The sequence below is a fragment of the Caenispirillum salinarum AK4 genome, assembly GCF_000315795.1.
GTDB lineage: Bacteria > Pseudomonadota > Alphaproteobacteria > Rhodospirillales > Rhodospirillaceae > Caenispirillum > Caenispirillum salinarum.
In genome coordinates, this window is record NZ_ANHY01000018.1 from 22,419 (window position 1) to 46,445 (window position 24,027).

Consider the following 24,027-nt stretch of genomic DNA (forward strand, 5'->3'; position numbering starts at 1 on the left):
GAAGAGACATGCGACAAGCGCCGAGCTACCCACGATCATCAGGACGGCAGCCCATGCTCGTCATAACCGATGATTTCGTCCGGGCTCCGGGTATCAAAATCCGGTCGCGCCGCGCATCGATCAGCGATTTTCTCGCATGGCCGCTAACCGTCGCGCCCTTTCCTTCGGGTCGCGCTGCCGGGGCTGCGTCTCCAGCGCCAGCCGCAGGGCGGTCTTCATGGCCTCTTCCACCGGCTGACCGATGGTGCTGGCGTATTCCTCCGCCATCTTCAGAAGCTCAGGGTCCTCGAACCGTCCCATTCACGATCTCCTATTTTGGCTGCGCGCGAGCTCCGACGGGCGCCACACCGTCTCACCAGACCGAACTCATTGGGGCAGCCCGTGCTCGTCATACCCGAGAACTTCGTCCGGGCTGCGGGTGTCGTGGTCGGGAAGAGCCGCGCACTCATGCGCAATTTTCATGATGTCCGCCACCAGCGCTTCGTCGATGGTCTCCAATGGCCCAATCTCCGGGTCCTTGATCTCGCCCATTGTCATCACCTCCATCGAATCGCGCGCCGTCATCACCAGTGTACACCAGCCGCGCGCGGTTGCATCATGCGGCCGCCGCCTCACATTGGGGCGGACGGTCTTCATTCGCCACCCCATTCGCTCCCCAGCCTGAGGAGGTTTGCGTGCCCGAGCAAGCGCCCCTGTCCGACACCGCACTCGACCAGGTCTTTGGCAACGGCCGCACCTTCAAGGCCTGGCGCGACGTGCCGGTATCCGACGACCTTCTGCACCGCCTCTACGATCTGTGGAAGCTGGGTCCGACCAGCGCCAACTGTTCGCCGGCGCGGGTGATCTTCGTGAAAAGCGCTGAGGCCAAAGAGCGCCTCAAGCCCTGCCTGTCGCCCGGCAACCTGGAGGCGGTGATGGCCGCGCCGGTGACCGCCATCGTCGGCTACGACACCCAGTTCTACGAGTGGCTGCCCGAATTGTTCCCCCACACCGACGCGCGCGCCTGGTTCGCCGGCAACCCGCCGCTGATCGATGAGACGGCGTTCCGCAATTCCAGCATGCAGGCGGGATACATGATCCTGGCCGCCCGCGCGCTCGGCCTGGACTGCGGCCCCATGAGCGGGTTCGACCGCGCCCGCACCGACGCCGAGTTCTTCCCCGACGGCCGGGTGAAGTCCAACCTTCTGGTCAACATCGGTTACGGCGATCGCGACGCCTTGCGCCCGCGCGGTCCGCGCCTGGCCTTTGACGAAGCCTGCGTCATCGAGTAATCACGCGCTCATGCTGCTGACAGAGATCACCGAGGACCGCTTCGGCGTCGAGCTGGACCTGGTCTACGCCACCGACCGCAACTTCACGGGACGCCCGGTCTACCGCCGCGCCGCCTGTTATCTGGTGCCCGAGGCCGCCGACAAGCTGGCCGAGGCGAGCCGCCTGGCCGCCGCCGTCGGCCTGCGCCTGCGCGTGCTGGACGCCTTCCGCCCCGCCGAGGCGCAGTGGGTGCTCTGGAACCATACGCCCGACGCCGATTTCCTGGCCGACCCGCGCCGGGGCTCGCCGCACAGCATGGGCGCGGCCGTCGACCTCACCCTCGTCGATGCGGCCACGGGCAAGGTCCTTGAGATGGGCACCGGCTTCGACGAGATGGTGAAGGCCTCCTACCACGGCTCCACGGAGGTGTCGGAGGAGGCGCAGCGCAACCGCTTCACCCTGCTGGGGATCATGTCCGCCGCCGGGTTCGACTTCTACAAGGTCGAATGGTGGCATTATCAGTTGTTCAACGCCCGCGCCCGCTACCCCGTCCTGACGGACGCGGCGGCAGGCAGCGCCATGATGTAAGGCGGCGGCGCCCGTGCTGATCCTTGCTCTCGACACGGCCATGGCCGCCTGCTCCGCCGCCGTCTGGCGCGACGGCGCACCCCTGGCCGCCCGCCGCCAGCCCATGGCTCGCGGCCAGGCGGAAGCACTGGTGCCGCTGATGCAGGCGGTGATGGCGGAGGCCGGCATCGACGATTATGCCGCCCTCGACCGCATTGCCGTCACCCAGGGACCGGGCAGCTTCACCGGCCTGCGGGTCGGCTTGGCGACGGCCCGCGCCGTGGCCATGGCGGCGGACAGGCCGGTCATCGGGATCACCACGACCGAGGCCCTGGCCGCCGCCGTGCCGGCGGACCTGAGGGGCGACCGGCCCGTCCTGGCGGTGATCGACAGCAAGCGGGCCGACCTGTTCCTGCAGTGGTTCGGCCCCGACGTGTCGCCGCTGGCTCCACCCGACTCTGCCGAGCCCGAGGCCGTGCGGGCACGGCTGGCGGAACAGCCGGCCGTCGTGGTGGGTGATGCCGTCGCCATGCTGGGCGACCTGCCGGCGGGCTGCATCGACGCCGGTCCCGAGCTCGCCCTGCCCGACCCTGCGGTGGTCGCCGCGCTGGCGGCCGGGAAGCCGCTGCCCGATGCGCCGCCGGGGGCGCTGTACATTCGCCCGCCCGATGCCACGCTGCCGGTCAACGGCGGGCGGCTGCGGCCATGATAACCGAAGCCTTCGAGCTGGTCACCGTGGGCCCGGCGCACGCGCGCGTCCTGTCCATGCTGCACCAGGGCGCGTTCGGCCGGGATGCCGGCTGGAACGAGGGTGCCTTCGAACGTCTGCTGGGCACGCCCGGCACCTTCGGCTGGGTGGCGCAGGTCGCCGGAGCCGAGGGACCGCAGCCGGTGGCCCTGGTGGTCGCGCGCGCTGTCGCCGACGAGGCGGAAATCCTGACCATCGGCACCCTGCCCAGCGTCCGGCGCAAGGGCCTGGCGCGCGGCCTGGTGCGTGCTGCCGCCGCCGAGGCCGCCACCCGCGGTGCCGGCCGGCTGTTCCTCGAGGTGGCCGTGGACAACCCGGCCGGCGTGGCGCTCTACCACGCGCTGGGCTTCGAGGAGGTGGGCCGGCGCAAGCGCTATTACGCGCGCTCCGACGGCACCCGCGTCGACGCCATCGTCATGGCCCGCGCCGTCGCCTGAGCCAGAGCCCGCAGGCGGGGCCGTGCAGCCCGCTCAGGCGTCCGCCTTCCGCACCCTCAGAACGTGCACGCCGCCCGCCGGATCGGCCGGGTCCGGTTCCAGCGACAGGATTTCATGTCCCAGATCGGTCAAGGATCGAGGGACGTTCTCCAAGGGCTCGTCTCCCCGCAGACGAATTTCCAAGACCTCACCCGGCGCGATTCGTTCCACGGCAAGCTTCGCCTTCACGAATGTGAGCGGGCAGACTTCTTGGGTTATATCGAGGGTCCGATCCGATTTACTGGTCACGCCAATACCCAATCTCTTATCCTTCTTTCAAGAACCATTGCCAAGCTCGCGAGGTTCAATTATATGTGGTCCACCGTTCGAATATGAGGTACTGACCGCAAATGAGCGAAGCAATAACCGACAAGGAACTGCTGGAGCTGACCACCGATATCGTGGCCGCGCACCTGGGCAACAATACCGTCGCGGTAAACGATATCCCGCAGTTGATCGTCGACGTCCACCGCGCGCTAAACAACGTGGGCAGCGCGCCTGTTCCGCAGGAACGTCCGCAGCCTGCCGTGCCGGTTAAGAAGTCGGTGACGCCCGACTACATTATCTGCCTCGAGGACGGCAAGAAGCTCAAGATGCTCAAGCGCCACCTCAAGACCGCCTACAACATGACGCCGGAAGAATACCGCGAGCGCTGGGGACTGCCCGCCGACTACCCGATGGTCGCGCCGAACTACGCCAAGCACCGCTCGTCTCTGGCGAAGAAGATCGGCCTGGGCACAAAGGCGCGCCGCAAGGGCGCCGAGTAACGCGCCGCCGAGCCGGCCCCGCCGGGCGCCGTTTTCGCCCGCGGGTCGCCGGCGCCCCGCGCCGTCGCGGCGGTGCACGCCCTCACGGCGTGCCCTCCCCTCGCCCGGCGGGCTGGTGTCGACCATCGACGGTGCGCCCGGACGGGGCCGCTTCGGAGGCCTGAGGCGCCCGGCATCCTCTTCGAACAGCAGCCTTGAAGGCGTCGTCGCCGGTGCGGGCGGACGACGCCTTTCCTTTTGCCCGGCGGGCGACTAGTATCGCGTGGCGTTCGCGATACGCCACCCACCAGCCAGATCAGGGAAAGACCAGCCGCCCATGACGTCTCGGATCGAGCAGCGGTGCCTCGAAAAGGGCATGAAGATGACCGAACAGCGCCGGGTGATCGCCCGCGTGCTGTCGGAAGCGGACGACCACCCCGACGTGGAGGAGGTCTACCGCCGCGCCACCGCCGTCGACCCCAAAATCTCCATCGCCACGGTCTACCGGACCGTGCGCCTTCTCGAGGAGGCGGAGATCCTGGAGCGCCACGACTTCGGCGACGGCCGGGCCCGTTACGAGGAAGCGTCGGAAGACCACCACGACCACCTCATCGACATCAACACGGGCGCGGTCATCGAATTCCATTCCGAGGAAATCGAGGAGTTGCAGCGCGAGATCGCGCGGCGCTACGGCTACCGGCTGGTGGGTCATCGGCTGGAACTCTATGGCGTTCCGCTCGCCGAGGATGATAAGACAGGGAAGCACTGACGCGCCCAGCGGGTGCGCGCGCCGTCATCCGACAGAGTTCGACCGGGATATTACATGACCTCCTTTGCCCCCCTGACCGCCGGCGACCACGAAATCCGCGTCGCCACCGACGACGCCGAGGTCAAGGCGTCGCAGGCGCTTCGCTACCGGGTGTTCTACGAGGAATTGGGTGCCAAGCCGACGCCGGAAATGGCGGAGGTGAAGCGCGATTTCGACGAGTTCGACGCCTACTGCGATCACCTGCTGGTCATCGACCGCACGCGCGGAACCGGGCCGGAAGGGATCATCGGCACCTATCGCCTGACCCGGCAGGAACAGGCGGACAAGGCCGGACGGTTCTACACCTCGGACGAATACGACATCGCGCCGCTGCTCAAGAATGGCGGCAACCTCATGGAACTGGGGCGCTCCTGCGTCGATGCGGCGTACCGCTCCAAGTCGACCATGCAGCTTCTGTGGCGCGGCATCGCGGCCTATGTGTTCCACCACAACATCGACCTGATGTTCGGCTGCGCCTCGCTGCACGGCACCGACCCCAAGGACCTGGCGGTGCCGCTGTCCTACCTGCACCACAACCACATGGCGCCCGAGGAGCTGCGGCCCAAGGCCCTGCCCGAGCGCTATGCGCCCATGAACCTGATGCCGGCCGACCAGATCGACGCCCGCCGGGCGCTGGCCAGCCTGCCGCCGCTGTTCAAGGGCTACCTGCGCCTGGGCGGCTTCGTCGGCGACGGTGCCGTGGTGGACCACCAGTTCAACACCACCGACGTCTGCATCATGGTAAAGACGGATCTGGTGAGCGAGAAATACTACCGCCACTACGACCGTACCGCCCGCGAACAGGACTGACGGGCGCCCCGGGGTCAGCGGAGCAGAAAGGCGGAGGCCGGTCATCATGTCGCATGTCATCGCCGCGATCCGGCTTCTGCTCTTCGTCCTGTGGACGCTGCTCATCATTCCGCCCTATGCGCTGGTCATGGCCGTGGGCGGCCCCTATCGCTCCATGGCGCGATTCTACTGGGGCACGGTCTGCCGCATCACCAACACCCAGGTGGTGGTGCGCGGCGCGCTGACGGACAAGCGGCCGCTGGTGATGGTGGCGAACCACACCAGTTACATGGATATCGTGGTGCTGGGGAGCGTCGTGAACGGCGCCTTCGTGGCCAAGTCGGAGGTCGCCAACTGGCCGGGCTTCGGCGTCATCGCCAAGCTGGGCCGCACGGTCTTCGTCGACCGCAAACGTTCCGCCGCGCTGAAGCAGCGCAACGAGATCGTCCGCCGCCTGGTGACGGTGCGCGAGCCGCTGATCCTGTTCCCGGAAGGCACCTCCAACGACGGCAACCGCGTGCTGCCCTTCAAGACCACCCTGTTCAACGTGGCGGAAAAGCCGGTGGAGGGCGAAGAGGTCTGGGTCCAGCCGGTGTCCATCGCCTACACCCGTGTCGACGGCCTGCCCATGGGCTACGGCTGGCGGCCGTTCTATGCCTGGTACGGCGACATGGACCTGGCAAGCCACCTGTGGGAGCTTCTGGGCTTCGGCCGGGTGACGGTGGAGGTGGAATTCCACGAACCCGTCACCGCCGCCCCCTTCGCCCACCGCCGCGACCTGTCGCGCTGGTGCGAGGAGGCGGTGCGCAACGGCGTCTCCCGCGCCCTGCACGGCCGCGACGACCCGCCGCCCCCGCCGCTGCCGGGCAAGGAGCCGGTCACCGACACGACGCCTTCCACCGCCGCCGACGCCGAACCGGCTGCCGCAGCGGTCGGCGCGGCCCGCTCCCCCGACGCCGTAACTTGACTTATGCGGCCCCGGTGCTAACTCTCAGAGGATCAGTTCATCACCTCGGGCGCGCACCCGCGCCCGCGCGGGCGGGATCATCTTGCAGGGAAGCCGGAACGGTTCAGACATACCCTTGAAAAAACAGCTCTATATCAAGACCTACGGGTGCCAGATGAACGTCTACGACTCCGGTCGCATGGCGGACGTCCTGGCTCCCATCGGCTATGCCCCGGCGCAGGCGCCCGACAGCGCCGACATGGTGATCCTCAATACCTGCCACATCCGCGAGAAGGCGTCGGAGAAGGTGTTCTCCGAACTGGGCCGGCTGCGCCTGCTGCGCGAAGAGCGCAAGGCGGAAGGCAAGGGAGACCTGCTGATCGCCGTCGCCGGATGTGTCGCCCAGGCGGAAGGCGAGGAAATCCTGGCCCGGGCGCCCTACGTGGACATCGTGCTGGGCCCGCAGGCCTACCACAAGCTGCCGGAAATGGTCGCCCAGGCCGAGCGCGCCGCCGCCGCCCGCGCCAACGGTGACGACACGGCCGCCGGTCCCGGCCGCGGCGTGCTGAACACCGACTTCCCGGAAGAGGCCAAGTTCGACTTCCTGCCCGCGCCGCGCGCCGAGGGGCCGAGCGCCTTCCTGTCCATCCAGGAAGGCTGCGACAAGTTCTGCACCTTCTGCGTCGTGCCCTACACCCGAGGCGCCGAATACTCCCGCCCGGTGGATGCCGTGGTGGCGGAGGCACGCGGACTGGTCGAGGCCGGCGTGCGCGAGATCACGCTGCTTGGCCAGAACGTCAACGCCTACCACGGCCTGGACGCCACCGGCACCGAAATGGGGCTGGGCGACCTGTGCCGCGCGCTGGCGGAAATTCCGGGCCTCAGCCGCATCCGCTACACCACGTCCCACCCGCGCGACGTGGACGACGCCCTGATCGCCGCCCACCGCGACCTGCCGCAGATGATGCCGTTCATCCACCTGCCGGTGCAGTCGGGGTCCGATCGCATCCTGCGCGCCATGAACCGCGGCCACACGCGCGACCGCTACCGCGAGATCGTGGCGGGGCTGAAAGGATCGCGCGACGACCTGGCGCTGTCGTCGGACTTCATCGTCGGGTTCCCCGGCGAGACCGACAAGGACTTCCGCGACACCATGGCGCTGGTGGAAGAAACCGGCTTCATCCAAGCCTACAGCTTCAAGTACAGCCCGCGTCCGGGCACCCCGGCCTCGGCCATGCCCAACCAGGTGCCCGAGGACGAAAAGGACGCCCGGCTGAAGGAGCTTCAGGCCCTGCTGCAACGCCAGCAGATCGCCTTCAACCAGGACTGCGTCGGGCGCGAGATGGACGTGCTGCTCGACCGCGTGGGCAAGCATCCGGGCCAGTTGCTCGGCCGCAGCCCGTACATGCAGCCGGTGCACGTGACCGCGCCGGCCGAAATGCGGAACACCATCGCGCGCCTGCGCATCGTCTCGGCCGGGCCCAACAGCCTGGGCGGCGAGCTTGTGGCCGCGGCGGACCCGCCTCACTCCAGCGAAAGGGCGTGCGCGTGACCCAGACGGCGACCCACGGCGAGAGCACGGAAATCACCTGCCAGTTCGACGACAACGGTCTGCTCCAGGTGCTCTTCGGGCCGGCCAACGCCAATCTGGACCGCATCGAGGAACGCCTGGGCGTGTCGTTGAACGCCATCGGCAACACGGTGGTCATCACCGGGCCGGAAACCGAGGCCAAGGAGGCCGAGGCGGCGCTCGACACGCTCTATCGCCGGGCCAAGAAGAACCACGACATCACCTTCGGCGAGATCGACGCCGTGGTGCGCATGAAGGGCGCCCAGGTCACCGGCGAGTCCGGCGGCGAGGACCTGACCATCCGCACCCGCAAGCGGCACGTCATTCCCCGCAGCGGCACCCAGGCCACCTATGTGCGCGCCATGCGCGACCATGAACTTGTCTTCGGCATGGGGCCCGCCGGCACCGGCAAGACCTACATGGCCGTGGCCCAGGCGGTGTCCATGAAGGTGGCCGGCAAGGTGGACAGGCTGATCCTGTCGCGCCCGGCCGTGGAAGCCGGCGAGCGCCTGGGCTTCCTGCCCGGCGACATGCGCGAGAAGATCGACCCCTACCTGCGCCCCCTCTATGACGCGCTGTACGACATGATGCCGGGCGACCAGGTGGTGAAGGAGCTTGAGGCCGGCACCATCGAGGTGGCGCCGCTGGCCTTCATGCGCGGGCGCACGCTGTCCAACGCCTTCATCATCCTGGACGAGGCGCAGAACACCACGCCGACGCAGATGAAGATGTTCCTGACGCGCCTTGGCGAGAATTCGCGCATGGTCATCACCGGCGACCTGAGTCAGGTGGACCTGCCGCTGGGGGCCAAGTCCGGCCTGAAGGACGCGCTGGAGGTGCTGGAGGAGCAGCCCGGCATCGGCACGGTGCACTTCAGCCACCGCGACGTGGTCCGCCATGATCTGGTCACGCGGATCGTGCATGCCTACGACCAGCGCGACCGGGTCGGCCCGGCGCAACCGCAGAACCACGACCGAAAACGCTGAGCGCCGCCTCTCCGGCTCCGCACACGCACCGCAAGGACCCGCACCCAGACATGTCCGGCGACCCGGCCCAAAGTTCCGAGCCCACCGCCTCCCGCCTCGACGTCGAGGTGATGGTCGAGGAATCGCGGTGGGCCGATACCATCCCCGACGCGAGCGCCATCGCAGAGCGCGCGGCGCGTGCCGCCTACGCCCGCGCCGCCGCCGACAGCTTCGATCCCGCACCGCCGGCAGCCGCCGAGCTGACCATCGTGCTGGCCGACGATGCGGCGGTGCAGGCGCTCAACCGCGACTACCGCGGCAAGGACACGCCGACCAACGTGCTGTCCTTCGCCACGCTGGACGACGAGACGGCGCCGCCGCCGCCGCCCGGTGAACCTCTGTTCCTCGGCGATGTTATCCTGGCGTTGGAAACCTGCACGATGGAGGCGGCCGAGGCCGGCAAGCCCGCCGCCGACCATCTGTTCCACCTGGTGGTGCACGGCGTCCTGCATTGCCTGGGCTTCGACCACGAGGCGGACGCCGAGGCCGAGGAAATGGAGGCGCTGGAAACGGCGATCCTGCGCGACCACGGCCTTCCCGACCCTTACGCGCCCGACCCTCACCCGGACGATCAACAGGAGGAGGCGGCGGCCCCGTCTCCGGAACGAGAGAGATGAACGACCAAAGCTCCAGTAGCCAGCCCCGGACCATCGGGGCGGAGACAGACAATGGCCTGATGCAGGGCTTGCGGCAGTGGATCAGGGGCCTGCGCAAACGCAACGGCGATCATTCCGTGCGCGAGGCGCTGGAGGAACTGATCGAGGAGCGCGAGTCCGACGACCTGCCCATCGACGAGCACGAGCACGTGCTGCTGGGCAACATCTTCAAGCTGCGCGACATGACGGCTTACGACGTCATGATCCCGCGGGCCGACATCATCGCGGTGGAGATGAACACGCCCCTGCCCGAGGTGACGGAACTGATGGCGCGCGTCGGCCATTCGCGCCTGCCCATCTACCGCGAAACGCTGGACGACGTGCTGGGGATGGTCCACATCAAGGATCTTGTGGCCGTCGTCAACAAGGGCCGCGCGGTCAAGCTGGAGCACCTGCTGCGCCGCGTGCTGTTCGTCTCGCCGTCCATCCGCGTGCTGGACCTGCTGCTGGAGATGCGGCTCAAGCGCACGCACATGGCGCTGGTGGTCGACGAGTACGGCGGCATCGACGGCCTGCTGACCATCGAGGACGTGGTGGAACAGATCGTCGGCGAGATCGAGGACGAGCACGACACCGAGGTCGAGCCCGAGATGATCGACCACGGCGACGGCACGGTCATCGCCGACGCCCGCGTGCCGCTGGAAGATTTCGAGGCGCGCTACGCCCCCATCACGACCGAGGAAGAGCGCGAGGAGATCGATACGCTCGGCGGCCTGGTGTTCCGCATCCTCGGCCGCATTCCGGCGCGCGGCGAACTGGTGCGCCACCCGGAAAGCGGGCTGGAGTTCGAAATCATCGACGCCGATCCCCGTCGCATCCGCCGCCTGCGCCTGCGCAACGTGCCCGAGCCCGGCAGCCACCCTGAAGCGGGCGAGGACTGACCGGCACAGGCCGTCCCGTCCCGCTCCACCGTCCTTCGTCCTGCCGACCGGAGAGTCCCTGCGTGCGCCTGTTCGACCGCCTCGCCCGCCTCAAGGACCGTACCGCCGCGCTGACCGGCTGGACGCGCGCGGGCCTGGCCGTGCTTCTGGGCATGTTGACGACGCTGGCCCTGCCGCCGGTGCACGCCGTTCCGGTGCTGCTGGTCACCCTGCCCATGCTGGTGTGGCTGATCGACGGCAGCAAGAGCTGGCGCGGTGCCCTTGGCATCGGCTGGCTGTTCGGGCTGGGGCACTTCGCCACCGGCTTCTACTGGATCGCCAACGCCCTGCTCATCGACGCCGAGCGCTTCGGCTGGATGATTCCCTTCGCCGTCGGCGGCCTGGGCGGGCTGATGGCAATTTTTCCGGCCGGCGCCGCCGCGCTCAGCCGCCTGGCCGGCACGAGCGGTCCGGCCAGGGTGCTGGCGCTCGCCGCCGCCTGGGGGGCGCTGGAGTGGGTGCGCGGCTGGTTCCTCACGGGCTTTCCCTGGAACCCGCTGGCGAGCGCCTGGATGCCGGTCGACGCCGTGCTGCAGACGACCGCTTTCGTCGGCACCTATGGCCTGAGCCTGCTCACCATGCTGGCCTTCGCCGCCCTCGCGCTGGCCGGAGACCGGCCGAACGAGGATCGCCGCCCGGGTCTGGCGACCGCCTCCGCCGCCTGGGCCGTGCTGGCGGTGGCCGCCGTGCTGGGGGCGATGCGGCTGGCCTCGGCCGACGTCGCGCCGGCGGACGGCCCGCGCCTGCGCATCGTGCAGCCCCATATCCCCCAGATTGACAAGTGGAAGCAGGACAAGCGCGACGACAACCTGCTGCGCCACATCGAACTGTCGCAGCAGGACGGGTTCGCCGAGCTGGACGCCGTCATCTGGCCCGAGACCGCCGCCCCCTTCGCCATCAACCTGGACCACGAACGCCGGCGCCTGGCCGCCCATGCGGCGCCGCCAGGCGGTGTTCTGCTGACCGGCGCGCCGCGCATGACACCGCGCGGCGACCGGCCCTTCCAGGTGTGGAACAGCCTGGTGGCGCTGAAGCCCGACGGCACCATCCTGGACACCTACGACAAGATGCACCTGGTGCCCTTCGGCGAATACGTGCCCCTGCGCGACGTGCTGCCGCTGGAAAAAGTGACCCCCGGCTCCACCGACTTCAGCTTCGGCACCGGGCCGCGGCTCATGACGCTGCCGGGCCTGCCGCCCGCCGGCCCGCTGATCTGTTACGAGGTGATCTTCCCCGGACAGATCGTCCTGGACGCCGCCAACCGACCCGCCTGGCTGCTGAACGTCACCAACGACGGGTGGTACGGCATTTCCGCCGGTCCCTTCCAGCACTGGGCCACGTCGCGCCTGCGCGCGGTCGAGGAAGGCCTGCCGCTGGTGCGCGCCGCCAACACGGGCATCTCCGGGGTGGTCGACGCCTACGGCCGCGTGGTCGCCGTGCAGCCGCTGGGCACCGCCGGCGTGGTCGATGCCGTGCTGCCGCCCGCGCTTGCCCCCACCGTCTTCGCGAGCGGCGGCAACTTCATACCTTTGGCCGGTGCGGCGGCCCTTGCGGCCTGCGCCTTCTGGTTGCGGATACGTCGGCGGCAATTCTGCGACGCTGCGTGAACCGCGCCGGTTTCAGCGACGTTTCCCCCACACGTCTGACGACGGAGACACGCGACGGTCGGGCCTGCCCCCGGCGGACGACATAGTCCCAAAGGCATAGAAGGGTTGGAACCCGCCCCCCTCGCCGAAGCGTCGCGCCCGTCGTGCCACTGTCGGATTCCTTGGGGTTGAGGCCATGAATTCACTCCCGCACGCTTCCTCCGTCGACGAGTCGGCGCGCCGGTCCTCCCGCGGCCGCATGCCGTCGGGCAAGCCGAACCCGGTGGACGTGCACGTCGGCAGCCGGGTCCGGCTGCGGCGCACGCTGCTGGGGCTCAGCCAGGAAAAGCTGGGCGAGGCCATTGGCCTGACCTTCCAGCAGGTGCAAAAATACGAGCGCGGCGCCAACCGCATCGGCGCCAGCCGGCTGTGGGACCTGTCCCGCGTGCTGGACGTGCCGGTATCCTTCTTTTTCGAGGAAATGGACGACAGCGTCGCCAGCCGCAGCCCCCGCAACGTCATGCGCGGGGCCGAGGAGGAGGCCGAAGCCGAGGCCGATCCCATGACCAAGCGCGAGACGCTGGAACTGGTGCGTTCGTACTACCGCATCATCGATCCGTCCATCCGCAAGCGTATCTACGACCTGACCAAGACGCTGGCACAGAGTGCCGCCGGCAACGAAGGCCGCGACGGCGAGCCCGAGCCTGAGCAATAAAGTTCCTGAACGATCCGAAGGATTTAAGCCCTTTACTTGCGTTCTTCTCCCGGACCGGCACCCAGCCGCCTGTCGCACACCGTGCAGCACTTCGGCATAAGGCGCGATTGCGCTTGCGCTCGCGCCCTTTTTTCGTTACGTCCTGCCTCCTAACCTCCGGAGGCTGACGGCTTGTCTCCGGAACAATCGCCCCACCCCGTTCCCCGGGGGCGCAGGGGCTTGTTAATGGAGGGATGCCGCAGTGTCTCAGTCTGATTACCTGTTTACCAGCGAGTCCGTTTCCGAGGGCCACCCGGACAAGGTGTGCGACCGCATTTCCGACGCCATCGTCGACACCTATCTGGCCGCCGACCCCGAAGCGCGCGTCGCTGTGGAGACACTGGCGACCACCAACCGCGTGGTCCTGGCCGGCGAGGTGCGCGGCCCCGGCTCCATCACCCACGACATGCTGATCGAGCGGGCCCGCGAGGCCATCCGCGAGATCGGCTACGCGCAGGAAGGCTTCCACTGGCAGACCGCTGAGGTCGCCTGCCACGTGCACAGCCAGTCCGCCGACATCGCGGTGGGCGTGGATGCCGCCGGCGAGAAGGACGAGGGCGCCGGCGACCAGGGCATCATGTTCGGCTACGCCTGCGACGAGACCGACGAACTGATGCCGGCCCCCATCGCCCTGTCGCACCGCATCCTGAAGGCCATGGCCGCCGCGCGCCATGCCAAGAAGGTTCCGTTCGGCCCCGACGCCAAGAGCCAGGTGACGCTGCGCTACGTCAACGGCAAGCCCGTCGGCGCGACCTCCGTCGTCGTCTCCACCCAGCACGACGAGCATGTGACGACCGAGGAAGTGCGCGAGACCGTGCGCCCCTTCGTCGTCGACGCCCTGCCCGAGGGCTGGATGTGCCCCGAGGAAGAGCTGTACGTCAACCCGACCGGCCGCTTCGTCATCGGCGGTCCGGACGGTGACTGCGGCCTGACGGGCCGCAAGATCATCGTCGACACCTACGGCGGTGCCGCCCCGCACGGCGGCGGCGCGTTTTCCGGCAAGGACCCGACGAAGGTGGACCGCTCCGCCGCCTACGCCGCGCGCTACCTGGCAAAGAACGTGGTCGGCGCCGGCCTGGCCAAGAAGTGCCTGATCCAGCTGTCCTATGCCATTGGCGTGGCCAAGCCGCTGTCGGTCTACGTCGACTGCTTCGGCACCGCCGAGGTGGACCAGGTGAAGCTGGCCGCCGTGCTGCAGGAGCTGATGAACCTCAGCCCGCGCGGCATCCGCACCCACCTGGCGCTGAACCGCCCCATCTACGCCCGCACCGCCGCCTACGGCCACTTCGGCCGCCAGTCCGAGGCCGACGGCGGTTTCTCGTGGGAGAAGCTGGACCTGGTGGACGAGCTGAAGGCCGCCTTCGGCGCCACCGCCAGCGCTTAATGTTGGTTCCGGTGATCGCGCGCGATCACCGGAACGCCCTCATGCGCCGGGCGCGCGCTGACCGCGCGCTAGGCTCACGCCGCAGTGGCGGCGGCCGCCAGTCGGCGGCTTGAAGGGACACGTCGGGCGCCGCCCGCCGTGTCCCCGAAGTGACTGACGGAGTGCACATGGTTGATCCGCGCCACGCGACGCGGACGAAGAAAGAGGCGCCGGCGGATGAAGCCGGCGCCTTGTTTCGTCCCGACGACCCCAAGTTCTACGGCCGCCGCAAGGGCAAGCGCCTGAAGTCCACCCGCGCGCGCCTCATCGACGAGCTTTTGCCGAAACTCCACATCCCCGCACCGGCCGAGGGCGAGACCCTGGACCTGGCCGCCCTGTTCGGCGAGGAAAAGCGCGCCTACCAGCTGGAGGTCGGCTTCGGCAACGGCGAGCATCTGGTGGCGCAGGCGGAGGCCCACCCCGATGTCGGCTTCATCGGCGCCGAGCCCTTCATCAACGGCGTCGGCGCGTTGTTGATGCAGATCGAGGAAAAGGGGCTGACCAACATCCGCGTCTTCACCGACGACGTGCGCCTTCTGCTGCCGGCGATCCCGCCGCGCAGCCTGGAGCGCGTGTGGGTGCTGTTCCCCGACCCCTGGCCCAAGGCCCGCCACGCCCGCCGCCGCTTCGTCAACGTCGCGGTGCTGGACGTGCTGGCGGAGCTGATGCGCGACGGCGCGGAGCTGCGCGTGGCGTCGGACGACAAGGTGTACGTGCGCTGGAGCCTCATCCAGGCCACCAACCACCCGCTGTTCCGTTGGACGGCCGAAAAGCCCGAGGACTGGCGCCAGCGCTGGCCGGACGGCTTCCCGACCCGCTACGAGGCAAAGCAGATCCGGGGCGCGCCCCACTACATGACGTTCCGGCTGGTTGGGCGGGGCGATTGATCGCGACATAGAGGCCGGGCGGGGCAGACAGGCCGATGACAGGGCACCGCCCGCCCCGCGGCCTTTACCAGCGCCGCACGCGCACGAACCCGCGCTGCATCATGCAGTTCTCGCGCATCGCCTTGCCCTGCTTTGCCTGACTGTTCATGGTCGACAACGTCGAGCCCTGCATCAGGTGCCCCATTCCCATCTGGCCGTGGTAGGTGCCGGCTTCCCGCATGGCCGCGAGCCCCAGTTCGTTGCACTCCTCGAAGGCCGCTTCGCGGGTGACACCGCCATGGCCGATGGTCGGGTCAGCGCCGACACGGGACTCGTACCAGTCCGCCTGCACACCGATTCCCAACGCATCGGTGGTCTTGAGAGCAAGCTGCTGTCCCAGGTGCTGCGGGCTCAGGCAGCCGGCGAGGCCAATCGCAAGGCCTGCCGCCAAGACGGTACGCATGATTTTCATGATTTCATCCCCCCAGTGCGACATAATTCTTCGCAACCTGAAATTTTTACTTCTACAGTAAGTGCGAAGACCTTCGCGAGCGGGCATAGCGAATCGCCGCTCGAGTCGTCACTTAAAAATCGCCTTCCACGGTTGATTATCTGCCTAAAATTCGCAGAACGTGCAAAACCAGCCAAGCCGCACATCACCGAAAGCGGAACGGAATCATGGACCTCATGATCTGCCCGGCCTGCCAGTCGGACCTCGCCTATCACGACGGGTCCCTGTGGAACTGCCCGGCGTGCGGCCACGAATGGGCAGACGGCGACACCGCCGCCGCGCCGGAGGAGGACACGGCGGTGCGCGACTCGAACGGCAACGCGCTGAGCGACGGCGACGCGGTGACGGTCATCAAGGACCTGAAGGTGAAGGGCTCGTCCTCGGTGGTGAAGAGCGGCACCAAGGTCAAGAACATCCGGCTGGTGGACGCCACCGACGGCCACAACATCGCCTGCAAGATCGACGGCATCGGCGCCATGAACCTGAAGTCGGAGTTCGTGAAGAAGGCGTGAGGCGGGGGGCACCCGCTGGCTAGGGTGGACACGCCCGACCGACTCCCTACACTGGGCGGCGCACCAGTTTTACGGGAAGCGGCGCGTGGCGATCCGAAACTTTCTCCCCTCCCGGCCGACGGAATACGTCCTGCTGATCCTCGCCGCCGCGGCCGTGGCGGTGTGGCTTCTGCATGATCCCATGCGCGGACTCGACCCGCCGCCCGAGGCATTCGAGCCCGACCAATCCTTCGATACCGCACACGTTTTTTGGGTGCGCGGCTGGACTGACGGAGACACGTATGAGGACAAGCTGAAAAGGCTTGACCTGGAACTTGCCAGGGCCCTCGTCCTGACCAAGCCGAAAGACATTCCCCTTACATGGCGATACGGACTCGCGCAGAAGTGGGACCCGACGTACATGGAAATCCTGAGCCGGCGGATAGAATGGATCGCGGCCCTTCACGCCTCGCCCGACCGCCTCTGGCAGGAAGTTCTGGCCTTCAAGGAGACGGCGGGGCTTACGTTTCCCTATCGGCCGCAAGCATGGATGGACGAGGAAACGATCACGTCGTCGATTGCCTTTCACCTCTTCCACCTCGCCCTGGACCTGAACAACCCGCAGGCGCTCTTTGTCAACGCCATGAGCTACCGAGCCCAGATCCCCGGCGGGATCCCCAGCCGCAGCCAAACCGGCTTCAACTATCGGGAAGGCCTGCTGGACGCGGCCCATGCGGGACACGAAGAAGCGATCCGGATGCTGATCCAGGGCCACGCCGAGGATGGCGGAGATTTCCAGAAGGACCCGGCACGCGCCTGGTACTGGATCGCCCAGGCCCGCGAACGCGGGATGCCGGTGGAGCAGTGGGCGGCGGCCGTGGCGCCCCACCTCACCCCGGAGGAACGCCGGGCCGCCGAGGCGCTGGAGAAACCGCCGAGCCCGCATCAAGCGGGGTATTTTACGCGGTAGGCGTTGTCGCGGCTCCGGCAACCCCCGTTCTCTCGGCAACAGCGCTCATAGGTCGCCGCGGCCTCGGCCTCTATTTCTTCTAGCCTTTCGAGGCGCTCCCGAAGGCGCGCCCTCTCTGCCTCTGCCTCTCTAATCAACGCACGAAGTTCCGCCAGTCGCGCTCGATTCCCTGAATGCCACGAGTCATAGGCGCTCCATGTCCCGTATAGGTCACCAATCACCCACGGCATTTTGCGCCGCAGGGTCTTGCCGGGTGGCGGTCCTGGTGGAGAGGGAAGCTGTGGGTAACTGCCAACATCATTTTCAAGCTGAGCCATCTCCTCTTTGAGCGCCTGAATATATTCCTCGATCCGCTGGATCGCCCGCAGACACTCATAAACAGCCTGCGTCGCCTCGCGCAATTTTACCCATTCTTCGAGGCAGGAATCTTTAGGAGGCGGGTCATCGTTCCGTTTTCCCCTGAACTGGTTCAGACCGTTGTAGAGGTAGCCGTTTGAGCCCGACCTCCCGATTTCCCGCCAAAGGGCCGCAGGGCTGCGGGAGTATTCGACCGTTTCTATGAGAGCAGCCTCATTTGCTCCGGCCTCCTGCGCCAAAGCCCCAACTAAACGTGTGGCGATTAGAGGACTGCGCTGCCGAACTGCCGATACTAGCTCAGCCGCTTCAAATCGAGCCCTATTACCGCTGTCACGGATCGCAAAAGCAATCGTGCGCGCCAGCGGTTGCTGATCCGCGGTTTTCAGTGCTGCGGTCGCCATCCGGCTGATGCTTGAGTAATCATCCGAGGACAGCGGCATTAACTGACCGTCAAGAATCACCTCCCAGGCGCGGGAACGGATTCTCTCAGCACCGGCTGTTGCCACTCCTTGAGTGAACGGGGAAAGCCTATTCCACCTCATATTCCATGACTCCGAAAGGTTAGTCCATCAATGTCATGGCACAGAACAGGAACGTTTTCTAGGCTTTTATTCCTTCAGTTCTCAAATGTGGCGGTCATGCCCTGGGTACACGCAGCCCTTACCCACACCCACACGGGGCAGCCACGCTGACGAGGCCCCCTCATCCCCCTCCCCCCGCCGCCGCGTTCATACCCATGAACACCAGCGACCGCGAACGGAGGACCGCGTGCGGATTATTCAGGAATTCAAGACCTTCGCCATCAAGGGCAACGTCGTCGACCTGGCCGTGGCGGTGGTCATCGGCACGGCCTTTGGCGCCATCACCAATTCCCTGGTGCGGGACATCATCATGCCGCCGCTCGGCTACCTCACCGGCGGGATGGATTTCTCGGAGCTATACATCAACCTCTCCAACCAGGAGTACGCCTCGCTGGCCGAGGCGACGGCGGCCGGGGCGCCAACCATCAACTACGGCGTCTTCATCAACACCATCATCACCTTCCTCATCGTGTCCTGGGCGCTGTTCCTGCTGGTGCGCGGCATGAACCGGCTCAAGCGCCGGGCCGAGGAAGTGCCGGCCAAGGCGCCCGAGCCACCGCCGCGCCCGCATTCCGAGGTGCTGCTGGAGGAAATTCGCGATCTGCTCAAGGAACAACGCGACCGTCAGCCTTAACCCACTCCTCCCGCGTTCCCCTGTGTGAAGCCTGACCGCCCACCACCCCCACCGCAGGAGGCCCCGCCATGTCCGCCGACGCCGCCGCCAACCCGCCCGTCCGCATCGAATCCGACAGCATGGGCGAGCTGGAGGTGCCCGCCGATCGCTATTGGGGCGCGCAGACGCAGCGGTCGTTGCAGAACTTCCGCATCTCCACCGAGACCATGCCGGAAGCCCTCATCCGCGCCTTCGGGCTTCAGAAGCAGGCGGCGGCGCGGGCCAATCATGCGCTGGAGAACCTGCCGGACGCCATCTTCCCCGCCATCGACCAGGCCGCCGGAGAGGTGGCGGCGGGCAAGCTCTCCGACCACTTTCCGCTGAAGGTCTGGCAGACGGGCTCGGGCACCCAGACCAACATGAACGCCAACGAGGTCATCGCCAATCGCGCCATCGAAATCCTCGGCGGCGAGATGGGGACCAAGGCGCCCGTCCACCCCAACGACCACGTCAACCGGGGCCAGTCCACCAACGACAGCTTCCCCACCGTCATGCACATCGCGGCGGCGCGGGAGGTCTCGCACGCCCTCATCCCCGCGCTGGAGTCCCTGCGCGATGCCCTGGCGGCGCGGGTGAAGGCCTTCGACTCCATCGTGAAAATCGGCCGCACCCACCTTCAGGACGCCACGCCGCTGACGCTCGGGCAGGAGTTCAGCGCCTATCAGCGGCAGGTGGAGCTGGCGATCGAGCGCCTGGGCGCCACCATGCCCCGCCTTCTGGACGTCGCCCAGGGCGGCACCGCCGTCGGCACCGGGCTCAACACCGTGCCGGGCTTCCGGGAGCGGTTCTGCCAGGAGCTTTCCGGCCTCACCGGCCTGCCCTTCACGCCGGCCCCCAACACCTTCGAGGCCATGGCCGCCCATGACGCGCTGGTGGAGCTGTCGGGGATGCTCAACACCATCGCCGCGTCGCTCAGCAAGATCGCCAACGACATCCGCCTGCTGGGCTCCGGCCCGCGCTGCGGGCTGGGGGAGTTGATGCTGCCGGAGAACGAGCCCGGGTCGTCGATCATGCCCGGCAAGGTGAACCCGACCCAGGCGGAGGCGCTGACCATGCTGTGCTGCCAGGTCATGGGCAACCATGTGGCCGTCACCATGGCGGGGTCGCAAGGCCACATGGAGCTGAACGCCTACAAGCCCGTCATCGCCCACGCGACGCTCCAGAGCATCCGCCTGCTGGCCGACGGGGCGCGCAGCTTCACCGACAACTGCGTGGTGGGCATCCAGGCGGACGAGGAGCGCATCGCCGACCTGCTGCACAAGTCGCTCATGCTGGTCACCGCGCTCAACCCGCACATCGGGTATGACAAGGCGGCGGCCGTCGCCAAGCATGCCCACAAGACCCGCAAGACGCTGAAGGAGGCGGCGGCGGAGTTGGGGCATGTGGCGCCGGAAGACTTCGACCGCCTGGTCAAGCCGTCGGAGATGGTCGGGCGGGGGTAACTGGCAGTAATGCGGCTGGATTACGTTCAATTGAAGGGAAATTCATTGTAGCGCAAACGTTCATGCGACCTATATTCGGCTTCCCAAGAATTGGTGCTTGACGGGCTCCGGTGCGACCGGGGCATAGTGCGCGCCTCTTCTTCTCTGTCAGCGAACTGTAATCCTGGGAGGCCTGACGGGCATGAACGCCATCCCCAGCCACACCGCGCCGCTCGACCCCCGCCACCAGGCGGCCTTCGAAAAGGTGCGGCACGTGATCTCGCCGGCCGAGTGGGCGCTCATGACGCCCCTCATCGACGAGATCACGGCGCTCAAGCGCGCGAAGAACGCCGTGGTGCTGGCCCACAACTACATGAGCCCGGCCATCTTCCACGGCGTGTCCGACATCGTGGGCGACAGCCTGGCCCTGGCGGCGCGAGCGGTGGATACGGACGCCGACGTCATCGTCATGGCCGGCGTGCACTTCATGGCGGAAACGGCGAAGCTGCTGAACCCGTCCAAGACCGTGCTCATGCCCGACATGACCGCCGGATGCTCCCTGGCCGAATCCATCACGGGCGCCGACGTGCGGGCGATGAAGGCCAAGTACCCCAGCGTGCCGGTGGTGGCCTATGTCAACACCTCCGCCGACGTGAAGGCGGAAGTGGACATCTGCTGCACCTCGGGCAACGCCGTGAAGGTGGTGGAAAGCCTGGGCGTGCCGGAGGTCATCTTCCTGCCCGACGAATACCTGGCCGACTACGTGGCGGGTCAGACCAGCGTGCGCATCATCCCCTGGCGCGGCCACTGCGAGGTGCACGAGCAGTTCACCGCCCAGGACATCACCGACTTCCGCGATGCCACGCCCGGCCTGACCGTCATCGCCCACCCCGAATGCCCGCCGGATGTGCTGGGCGCGGCGGATTTCGTGGGCTCGACGGCGCAGATGCAGGACTTCGTGCGCGAGAAGAAGCCCGAAAGCGTGTTCATGGTCACGGAATGCTCCATGGCCGACAACGTGAAGGCCGAGGCGCCGGAGACCGTTTTCGTGCAGCCCTGCAACCTGTGCCCGCACATGAAGAAGATCACGCTGGAAAACATCCGCGACGCCCTGGTCTCGCTGGAGCCGCGCGTGGAAATCCCCGCCGACATGGCGGACCGCGCGCGGGCGTCGGTGGAGCGCATGCTGGCGGTGGGGCGCTGACCTGATGCGCGATCCGGCGCCGGTCATCGTCGTCGGTTCGGGCGCGGCGGGGCTGGCCTGCGCGCTGGCGCTCAGCCCCCGGCCCGTGGCGCTGGTGACGAAGGCTGACGGCTTGGGCGGCGGCTCCAGCCCCTGGGCGCAGGGCGGCATCGCCGTGGCGCTGGGGCGGGATGACAGCCCCGACGCCCACGCCGCCGACACGCTCGCGGCCGGGGCGGGCACCGTCGACCCCGCCGTCGCCGCCCTGCTGGCCGAGGCCGGCGTGGCGGAAGTCCGCCGGCTGCTGGTGCTTGGCCTGCCGCTGGACCGCGATGCCTCCGGCGCGCCGGCGCTGGGGCGGGAAGCCGCGCACTCCGCCCACCGCATCGTCCATGCCGGCGGCGACGCCACCGGGCGCCTGCTGGTGGAGACGCTGAGCCGGCTGGTGGCGGCGTCGCCCTCCATCACCCTCCACGACCGCACCACCGCCCTCGACCTGGCCGTGCGCGACGGCCGCGTGATCGGCCTGCACGCTCTCGGCCCGGACGGCGCGCCGCTGACGCTCGCCGGGCCGGTGGTGCTGGCGACGGGCGGTGTCGGCGGCCTTTTCGCGCATTCCACCACCCCGCCCGACGCCACCGCCGACGGTCTCGCCATGGCTGCCCGCGCAGGCGCCCGGCTGGCGGACCTGGAGATGGTGCAGTTTCACCCGACGGCCCTGGCGGTCGACGGCCTCGACCGCCTGCCCCTGCTGACGGAAGCCCTGCGCGGCGCCGGGGCGGTGCTGATCGACGCCGACGGCCTCGCCTTCATGTCCGCCGAGCATCCGCTCGCCGACCTCGCCCCGCGCGACGTGGTGGCCCGCGCCATCGGCCGGCGCGTGGCGGCGGGGCAGCCGGTGTATCTCGACCTGCGTCCGGCGCTGGCCGCGCGGGGGCCGGAGGGCTTCCCCCAGGTCATGGCGCTGCTGGCGGAGCACGGGTTTGATCCTTATGAGGCGCCGGTCCCCGTCACGCCGGCCGCGCACTACCACATGGGCGGCGTGCTGACGGATGCCCACGGCCGCACCAGCCTGCCCGGCCTCTGGGCCTGCGGCGAGGCGGCGTGCACGGGTGTGCACGGCGCCAACCGGCTGGCCTCGAACTCGCTGCTGGAGGCCCTGGTCTTCGGCCGGCGCGTCGGCGAGGACATTCCCGCCACCGCCCCCGAGCCGGTCCCCACCCTGCCCCCGACACCCGCGCCCGATGCAGACGCAAGCCGGACAGTACTCGCCGAGGTGCGCCGGATCATGAGCGCCCGCATGGGCCTCGCCCGCGACGCCGCCGGCCTCTGCGCCGCGCTGGCGGAGTTGGAGGACCTGGACGCACCCCGCCTGACGCCAAGCGCCGCGAATGCCCTTCTGGCCGCGCGCCTGCTGACGGCCGCCGCCCTGGAGCGCACGGAAAGCCGGGGCGCCCACATGCGGCTCGACCATCCGCACCCCGTGGAGGCCTGGGCGCGGCGGCACGTGGTGACAGCGCGGGAGCTTTTGGAGGTCGCTCGGGCGGCGGCGTGAAGGGGGGCTTTGCGCTGGCGCGCAATGGGTTTATGCGAGGGGCGCGGCCCCTCGCGCTCCCGATGAGTCGAGCGTGCCCGAAACAGAAAAAAGTGAAGGTCCGGAGGCTTCTGCCTCCGGGCGGGTGCGGGCAGCAGCCCGCCGGCGAAGCCGTTGTCAGGAGAAGATCACGTGACCCGCGCGCTTTATGATTTCCAGCTCGACCCGCTGCTGCTCACCGCCCTGCGGGAGGATCTGGGCCAGGCCGGCGACCTGACCACCGACGCGACCGTGCGGCCAGAGGACCGCGCGCGCGGCCGGTTCAACGTCCGTGCGGCGGGCCGCGTGGCGGGCATGGACATCGTCCGCCGCACCTTCGCGCTGCTGGACGAGCGCGTGAGCGTCACCGCGCACCACGAGGACGGCGCGGACGTCGCGGCCGGCACCTGCGTCGCCACGGTGGAAGGGCCGGCGCGCGCGGTGCTGACGGGTGAACGGGTGGCGCTGAACCTGCTGGCGCGGCTGTCGGCCATCGCCACCGTCACCGCTCAGGCTGTCGCTCTGGCGGCACCGCACGGCTGTCACATCGCGTGTACACGCAAGACCACGCCCGGCCTGCGCGGGCTGGAGAAGTACGCGGTGGCTGTCGGCGGGGGCACCAACCACCGCTTCGGGCTGAACGACGGCGTGCTCATCAAGGACAATCACATCGTCGTCGCCGGCGGGGTGGAGGCCGCGCTCACCCGCGCGCGGCAGACGCTGGGCCATATGGTGAAGATCGAGGTGGAGGTGGACACGCTGGATCAGCTCGACGCCGTGCTGGCGCTGGGCCTCGCCGATGCGGTGCTGCTCGACAACATGGGGCCGGACGTGCTGCGCGATGCCGTGGCGCGGGTGGACGGCCGGCTGACGACGGAGGCCTCGGGCGGCATCACGCTGGCGAACCTGGCAGACGTGGCGGCGACGGGGGTGAACCTGGTGTCGCTGGGCTTCCTGACGCACTCGGTCCCCGCGCTCGACATCGGCCTGGACTTCGAGGTTCTGTGACCCCCGCGTGAGACCCAGGGGCGGCTTTTCGCGTTGTGGCACTTATACCGGACGACACTTGAAAACATACACCTGTCGTCCGGCAAGGCCGACTGGCCGCCGCGCCTAATGGCGCGTGAGGCTGCGTG

28 protein-coding genes are annotated in these 24,027 nt (G+C 68.2%); 23 read left to right on the top strand and 5 right to left on the bottom strand.

Annotated elements, in window-relative coordinates; genetic code table 11:
• Positions 1-120 precede the first annotated feature (120 nt).
• Together C882_RS25280 and C882_RS17140 are read right to left on the bottom strand one after the other, a co-directional pair.
• Positions 121-300, bottom strand: coding sequence for a hypothetical protein (locus C882_RS25280; RefSeq protein WP_009541921.1), 180 nt, complete (start codon positions 298-300; stop codon positions 121-123).
• 66 nt (positions 301-366) lie between these two features.
• On the bottom strand, positions 367-636 hold the full coding sequence (locus tag C882_RS17140) for a type II toxin-antitoxin system VapB family antitoxin (protein WP_152415384.1): 270 nt from the start codon (positions 634-636) through the stop codon (positions 367-369).
• A gap of 38 nt (positions 637-674) precedes the next feature.
• Here C882_RS17140 and C882_RS17145 point away from each other — a divergent pair, with 38 nt between their 5' ends.
• Genes C882_RS17145 through C882_RS17160 form a run of 4 tightly spaced genes read left to right on the top strand, consistent with a single transcriptional unit; the run spans position 675 to position 3,003 of the window.
• Positions 675-1,271, top strand: coding sequence for a malonic semialdehyde reductase (locus C882_RS17145; RefSeq protein WP_009541923.1), 597 nt, complete (start codon positions 675-677; stop codon positions 1,269-1,271).
• A gap of 10 nt (positions 1,272-1,281) precedes the next feature.
• Positions 1,282-1,839, top strand: coding sequence for a D-alanyl-D-alanine dipeptidase (ddpX, locus tag C882_RS17150; RefSeq protein WP_009541924.1), 558 nt, complete (start codon positions 1,282-1,284; stop codon positions 1,837-1,839).
• A gap of 13 nt (positions 1,840-1,852) precedes the next feature.
• On the top strand, positions 1,853-2,527 hold the full coding sequence (gene tsaB, locus C882_RS17155) for a tRNA (adenosine(37)-N6)-threonylcarbamoyltransferase complex dimerization subunit type 1 TsaB (protein ID WP_009541925.1): 675 nt from the start codon (positions 1,853-1,855) through the stop codon (positions 2,525-2,527).
• Positions 2,524-3,003 carry a GNAT family N-acetyltransferase gene (locus C882_RS17160; protein ID WP_009541926.1) on the top strand — a complete coding sequence of 160 codons (480 nt, stop codon included), beginning with the start codon at positions 2,524-2,526 and terminating at the stop codon, positions 3,001-3,003. The genes tsaB and C882_RS17160 overlap by 4 nt, the downstream gene beginning before the upstream one ends.
• A 33-nt stretch (positions 3,004-3,036) precedes the next feature.
• On the opposite strand, the gene C882_RS24100 is transcribed toward C882_RS17160, so the two are convergent.
• Complete coding sequence (locus C882_RS24100) at positions 3,037-3,291, bottom strand: sulfurtransferase TusA family protein (protein WP_083876010.1); 255 nt, start codon at positions 3,289-3,291, stop codon at positions 3,037-3,039.
• A 101-nt stretch (positions 3,292-3,392) separates the two neighbouring features.
• On the opposite strand from C882_RS24100, the gene C882_RS17165 reads away from it, so the two are divergent.
• The 12 genes from C882_RS17165 to trmB all read left to right on the top strand — a co-directional run bounded on the left by C882_RS17165 (position 3,393) and on the right by trmB (position 15,152).
• Positions 3,393-3,809, top strand: coding sequence for a MucR family transcriptional regulator (locus tag C882_RS17165; RefSeq protein WP_009541928.1), 417 nt, complete (start codon positions 3,393-3,395; stop codon positions 3,807-3,809).
• A gap of 316 nt (positions 3,810-4,125) precedes the next feature.
• Positions 4,126-4,557 carry a Fur family transcriptional regulator gene (locus C882_RS17170; RefSeq protein WP_009541929.1) on the top strand — a complete coding sequence of 144 codons (432 nt, stop codon included), beginning with the start codon at positions 4,126-4,128 and terminating at the stop codon, positions 4,555-4,557.
• Positions 4,558-4,611: 54 nt separating this feature from the next.
• A complete protein-coding gene (locus C882_RS17175) occupies positions 4,612-5,406 on the top strand; it encodes a GNAT family N-acetyltransferase (RefSeq protein WP_009541930.1) in 795 nt (264 codons plus the stop codon).
• 46 nt (positions 5,407-5,452) lie between these two features.
• Complete coding sequence (locus C882_RS17180) at positions 5,453-6,352, top strand: lysophospholipid acyltransferase family protein (protein WP_009541931.1); 900 nt, start codon at positions 5,453-5,455, stop codon at positions 6,350-6,352.
• Positions 6,353-6,467: 115 nt separating this feature from the next.
• Positions 6,468-7,883 carry a tRNA (N6-isopentenyl adenosine(37)-C2)-methylthiotransferase MiaB gene (gene miaB, locus C882_RS17185; RefSeq protein WP_009541932.1) on the top strand — a complete coding sequence of 472 codons (1,416 nt, stop codon included), beginning with the start codon at positions 6,468-6,470 and terminating at the stop codon, positions 7,881-7,883.
• Positions 7,880-8,887, top strand: coding sequence for a PhoH family protein (locus C882_RS17190; RefSeq protein ID WP_009541933.1), 1,008 nt, complete (start codon positions 7,880-7,882; stop codon positions 8,885-8,887). The genes miaB and C882_RS17190 overlap by 4 nt, the downstream gene beginning before the upstream one ends.
• A 50-nt stretch (positions 8,888-8,937) precedes the next feature.
• Complete coding sequence (gene ybeY / locus C882_RS17195) at positions 8,938-9,543, top strand: rRNA maturation RNase YbeY (RefSeq protein WP_009541934.1); 606 nt, start codon at positions 8,938-8,940, stop codon at positions 9,541-9,543.
• The gene (locus tag C882_RS17200; protein ID WP_009541935.1) at positions 9,540-10,463 is read left to right on the top strand and encodes a hemolysin family protein; all 924 of its coding nucleotides are present in this window, start codon (positions 9,540-9,542) and stop codon (positions 10,461-10,463) included. Before ybeY ends, C882_RS17200 begins: the two co-directional genes overlap by 4 nt.
• Before the next feature lie 62 nt (positions 10,464-10,525).
• Complete coding sequence (gene lnt, locus C882_RS17205; RefSeq protein ID WP_009541936.1) at positions 10,526-12,109, top strand: apolipoprotein N-acyltransferase; 1,584 nt, start codon at positions 10,526-10,528, stop codon at positions 12,107-12,109.
• Between the two features lie 175 nt (positions 12,110-12,284).
• Positions 12,285-12,803 (top strand): helix-turn-helix domain-containing protein, encoded by a 519-nt coding sequence (locus C882_RS17210; RefSeq protein ID WP_052000204.1) that lies wholly within the window; start codon positions 12,285-12,287, stop codon positions 12,801-12,803.
• Between the two features lie 241 nt (positions 12,804-13,044).
• Complete coding sequence (metK, locus tag C882_RS17215; protein WP_009541938.1) at positions 13,045-14,226, top strand: methionine adenosyltransferase; 1,182 nt, start codon at positions 13,045-13,047, stop codon at positions 14,224-14,226.
• Between the two features lie 230 nt (positions 14,227-14,456).
• Positions 14,457-15,152, top strand: a complete 696-nt coding sequence (gene trmB, locus C882_RS17220; protein ID WP_043646249.1) for a tRNA (guanine(46)-N(7))-methyltransferase TrmB — start codon at positions 14,457-14,459, stop codon at positions 15,150-15,152.
• A 64-nt stretch (positions 15,153-15,216) separates the two neighbouring features.
• On the opposite strand, the gene C882_RS17225 is transcribed toward trmB, so the two are convergent.
• Complete coding sequence (locus C882_RS17225) at positions 15,217-15,603, bottom strand: hypothetical protein (RefSeq protein ID WP_152415386.1); 387 nt, start codon at positions 15,601-15,603, stop codon at positions 15,217-15,219.
• Between the two features lie 206 nt (positions 15,604-15,809).
• Here C882_RS17225 and C882_RS17230 point away from each other — a divergent pair, with 206 nt between their 5' ends.
• Positions 15,810-16,154: a zinc ribbon domain-containing protein YjdM gene (locus C882_RS17230; RefSeq protein ID WP_009541941.1), complete on the top strand. Its 345-nt coding sequence runs from the start codon at positions 15,810-15,812 to the stop codon at positions 16,152-16,154.
• A gap of 85 nt (positions 16,155-16,239) precedes the next feature.
• On the top strand, positions 16,240-17,103 hold the full coding sequence (locus C882_RS17235; RefSeq protein ID WP_009541942.1) for an SEL1-like repeat protein: 864 nt from the start codon (positions 16,240-16,242) through the stop codon (positions 17,101-17,103).
• Here C882_RS17235 and C882_RS24730 read toward each other — a convergent pair.
• Positions 17,079-17,900, bottom strand: coding sequence for a hypothetical protein (locus tag C882_RS24730; protein WP_152415387.1), 822 nt, complete (start codon positions 17,898-17,900; stop codon positions 17,079-17,081). The genes C882_RS17235 and C882_RS24730 overlap by 25 nt on opposite strands.
• A 328-nt stretch (positions 17,901-18,228) precedes the next feature.
• Between C882_RS24730 and mscL the strand changes: the two genes are divergently transcribed.
• The 5 genes from mscL to nadC all read left to right on the top strand — a co-directional run bounded on the left by mscL (position 18,229) and on the right by nadC (position 23,899).
• Positions 18,229-18,675, top strand: a complete 447-nt coding sequence (gene mscL, locus C882_RS17240) for a large conductance mechanosensitive channel protein MscL (protein ID WP_009541943.1) — start codon at positions 18,229-18,231, stop codon at positions 18,673-18,675.
• 68 nt (positions 18,676-18,743) lie between these two features.
• Positions 18,744-20,156, top strand: a complete 1,413-nt coding sequence (fumC, locus tag C882_RS17245) for a class II fumarate hydratase (protein ID WP_009541944.1) — start codon at positions 18,744-18,746, stop codon at positions 20,154-20,156.
• A 181-nt stretch (positions 20,157-20,337) separates the two neighbouring features.
• Entirely contained in the window at positions 20,338-21,339 is a 1,002-nt protein-coding gene (gene nadA, locus C882_RS17250) for a quinolinate synthase NadA (protein ID WP_009541946.1), read from the top strand.
• A gap of 4 nt (positions 21,340-21,343) precedes the next feature.
• The gene (locus C882_RS17255; protein WP_009541947.1) at positions 21,344-22,873 is read left to right on the top strand and encodes an L-aspartate oxidase; all 1,530 of its coding nucleotides are present in this window, start codon (positions 21,344-21,346) and stop codon (positions 22,871-22,873) included.
• 171 nt (positions 22,874-23,044) lie between these two features.
• Positions 23,045-23,899 carry a carboxylating nicotinate-nucleotide diphosphorylase gene (gene nadC, locus C882_RS17260; RefSeq protein WP_009541948.1) on the top strand — a complete coding sequence of 285 codons (855 nt, stop codon included), beginning with the start codon at positions 23,045-23,047 and terminating at the stop codon, positions 23,897-23,899.
• The last annotated feature ends 128 nt before the right edge of the window (positions 23,900-24,027 follow it).

Excerpts from the sequence above, each read along its gene's own strand:
- C882_RS17165 (WP_009541928.1), top strand. The coding sequence starts at position 3,393 with ATGAGCGAAGCAATAACCGACAAGGAACTGCTGGAGCTGACCACCGAT.
- C882_RS17200 (WP_009541935.1), top strand. The coding sequence starts at position 9,540 with ATGAACGACCAAAGCTCCAGTAGCCAGCCCCGGACCATCGGGGCGGAG.
- C882_RS17175 (WP_009541930.1), top strand. The coding sequence starts at position 4,612 with ATGACCTCCTTTGCCCCCCTGACCGCCGGCGACCACGAAATCCGCGTC.
- C882_RS24730 (WP_152415387.1), bottom strand. The coding sequence starts at position 17,900 with ATGCCGCTGTCCTCGGATGATTACTCAAGCATCAGCCGGATGGCGACC.
- C882_RS17160 (WP_009541926.1), top strand. The coding sequence starts at position 2,524 with ATGATAACCGAAGCCTTCGAGCTGGTCACCGTGGGCCCGGCGCACGCG.
- nadA (WP_009541946.1), top strand. The coding sequence starts at position 20,338 with ATGAACGCCATCCCCAGCCACACCGCGCCGCTCGACCCCCGCCACCAG.
- C882_RS17170 (WP_009541929.1), top strand. The coding sequence starts at position 4,126 with ATGACGTCTCGGATCGAGCAGCGGTGCCTCGAAAAGGGCATGAAGATG.
- ddpX (WP_009541924.1), top strand. The coding sequence starts at position 1,282 with ATGCTGCTGACAGAGATCACCGAGGACCGCTTCGGCGTCGAGCTGGAC.
- C882_RS17140 (WP_152415384.1), bottom strand. The coding sequence starts at position 636 with ATGAAGACCGTCCGCCCCAATGTGAGGCGGCGGCCGCATGATGCAACC.
- C882_RS25280 (WP_009541921.1), bottom strand. The coding sequence starts at position 300 with ATGGGACGGTTCGAGGACCCTGAGCTTCTGAAGATGGCGGAGGAATAC.
- C882_RS17230 (WP_009541941.1), top strand. The coding sequence starts at position 15,810 with ATGGACCTCATGATCTGCCCGGCCTGCCAGTCGGACCTCGCCTATCAC.
- C882_RS17255 (WP_009541947.1), top strand. The coding sequence starts at position 21,344 with ATGCGCGATCCGGCGCCGGTCATCGTCGTCGGTTCGGGCGCGGCGGGG.
- fumC (WP_009541944.1), top strand. The coding sequence starts at position 18,744 with ATGTCCGCCGACGCCGCCGCCAACCCGCCCGTCCGCATCGAATCCGAC.
- ybeY (WP_009541934.1), top strand. The coding sequence starts at position 8,938 with ATGTCCGGCGACCCGGCCCAAAGTTCCGAGCCCACCGCCTCCCGCCTC.
- C882_RS17210 (WP_052000204.1), top strand. The coding sequence starts at position 12,285 with ATGAATTCACTCCCGCACGCTTCCTCCGTCGACGAGTCGGCGCGCCGG.
- C882_RS17225 (WP_152415386.1), bottom strand. The coding sequence starts at position 15,603 with ATGAAAATCATGCGTACCGTCTTGGCGGCAGGCCTTGCGATTGGCCTC.
- C882_RS17180 (WP_009541931.1), top strand. The coding sequence starts at position 5,453 with ATGTCGCATGTCATCGCCGCGATCCGGCTTCTGCTCTTCGTCCTGTGG.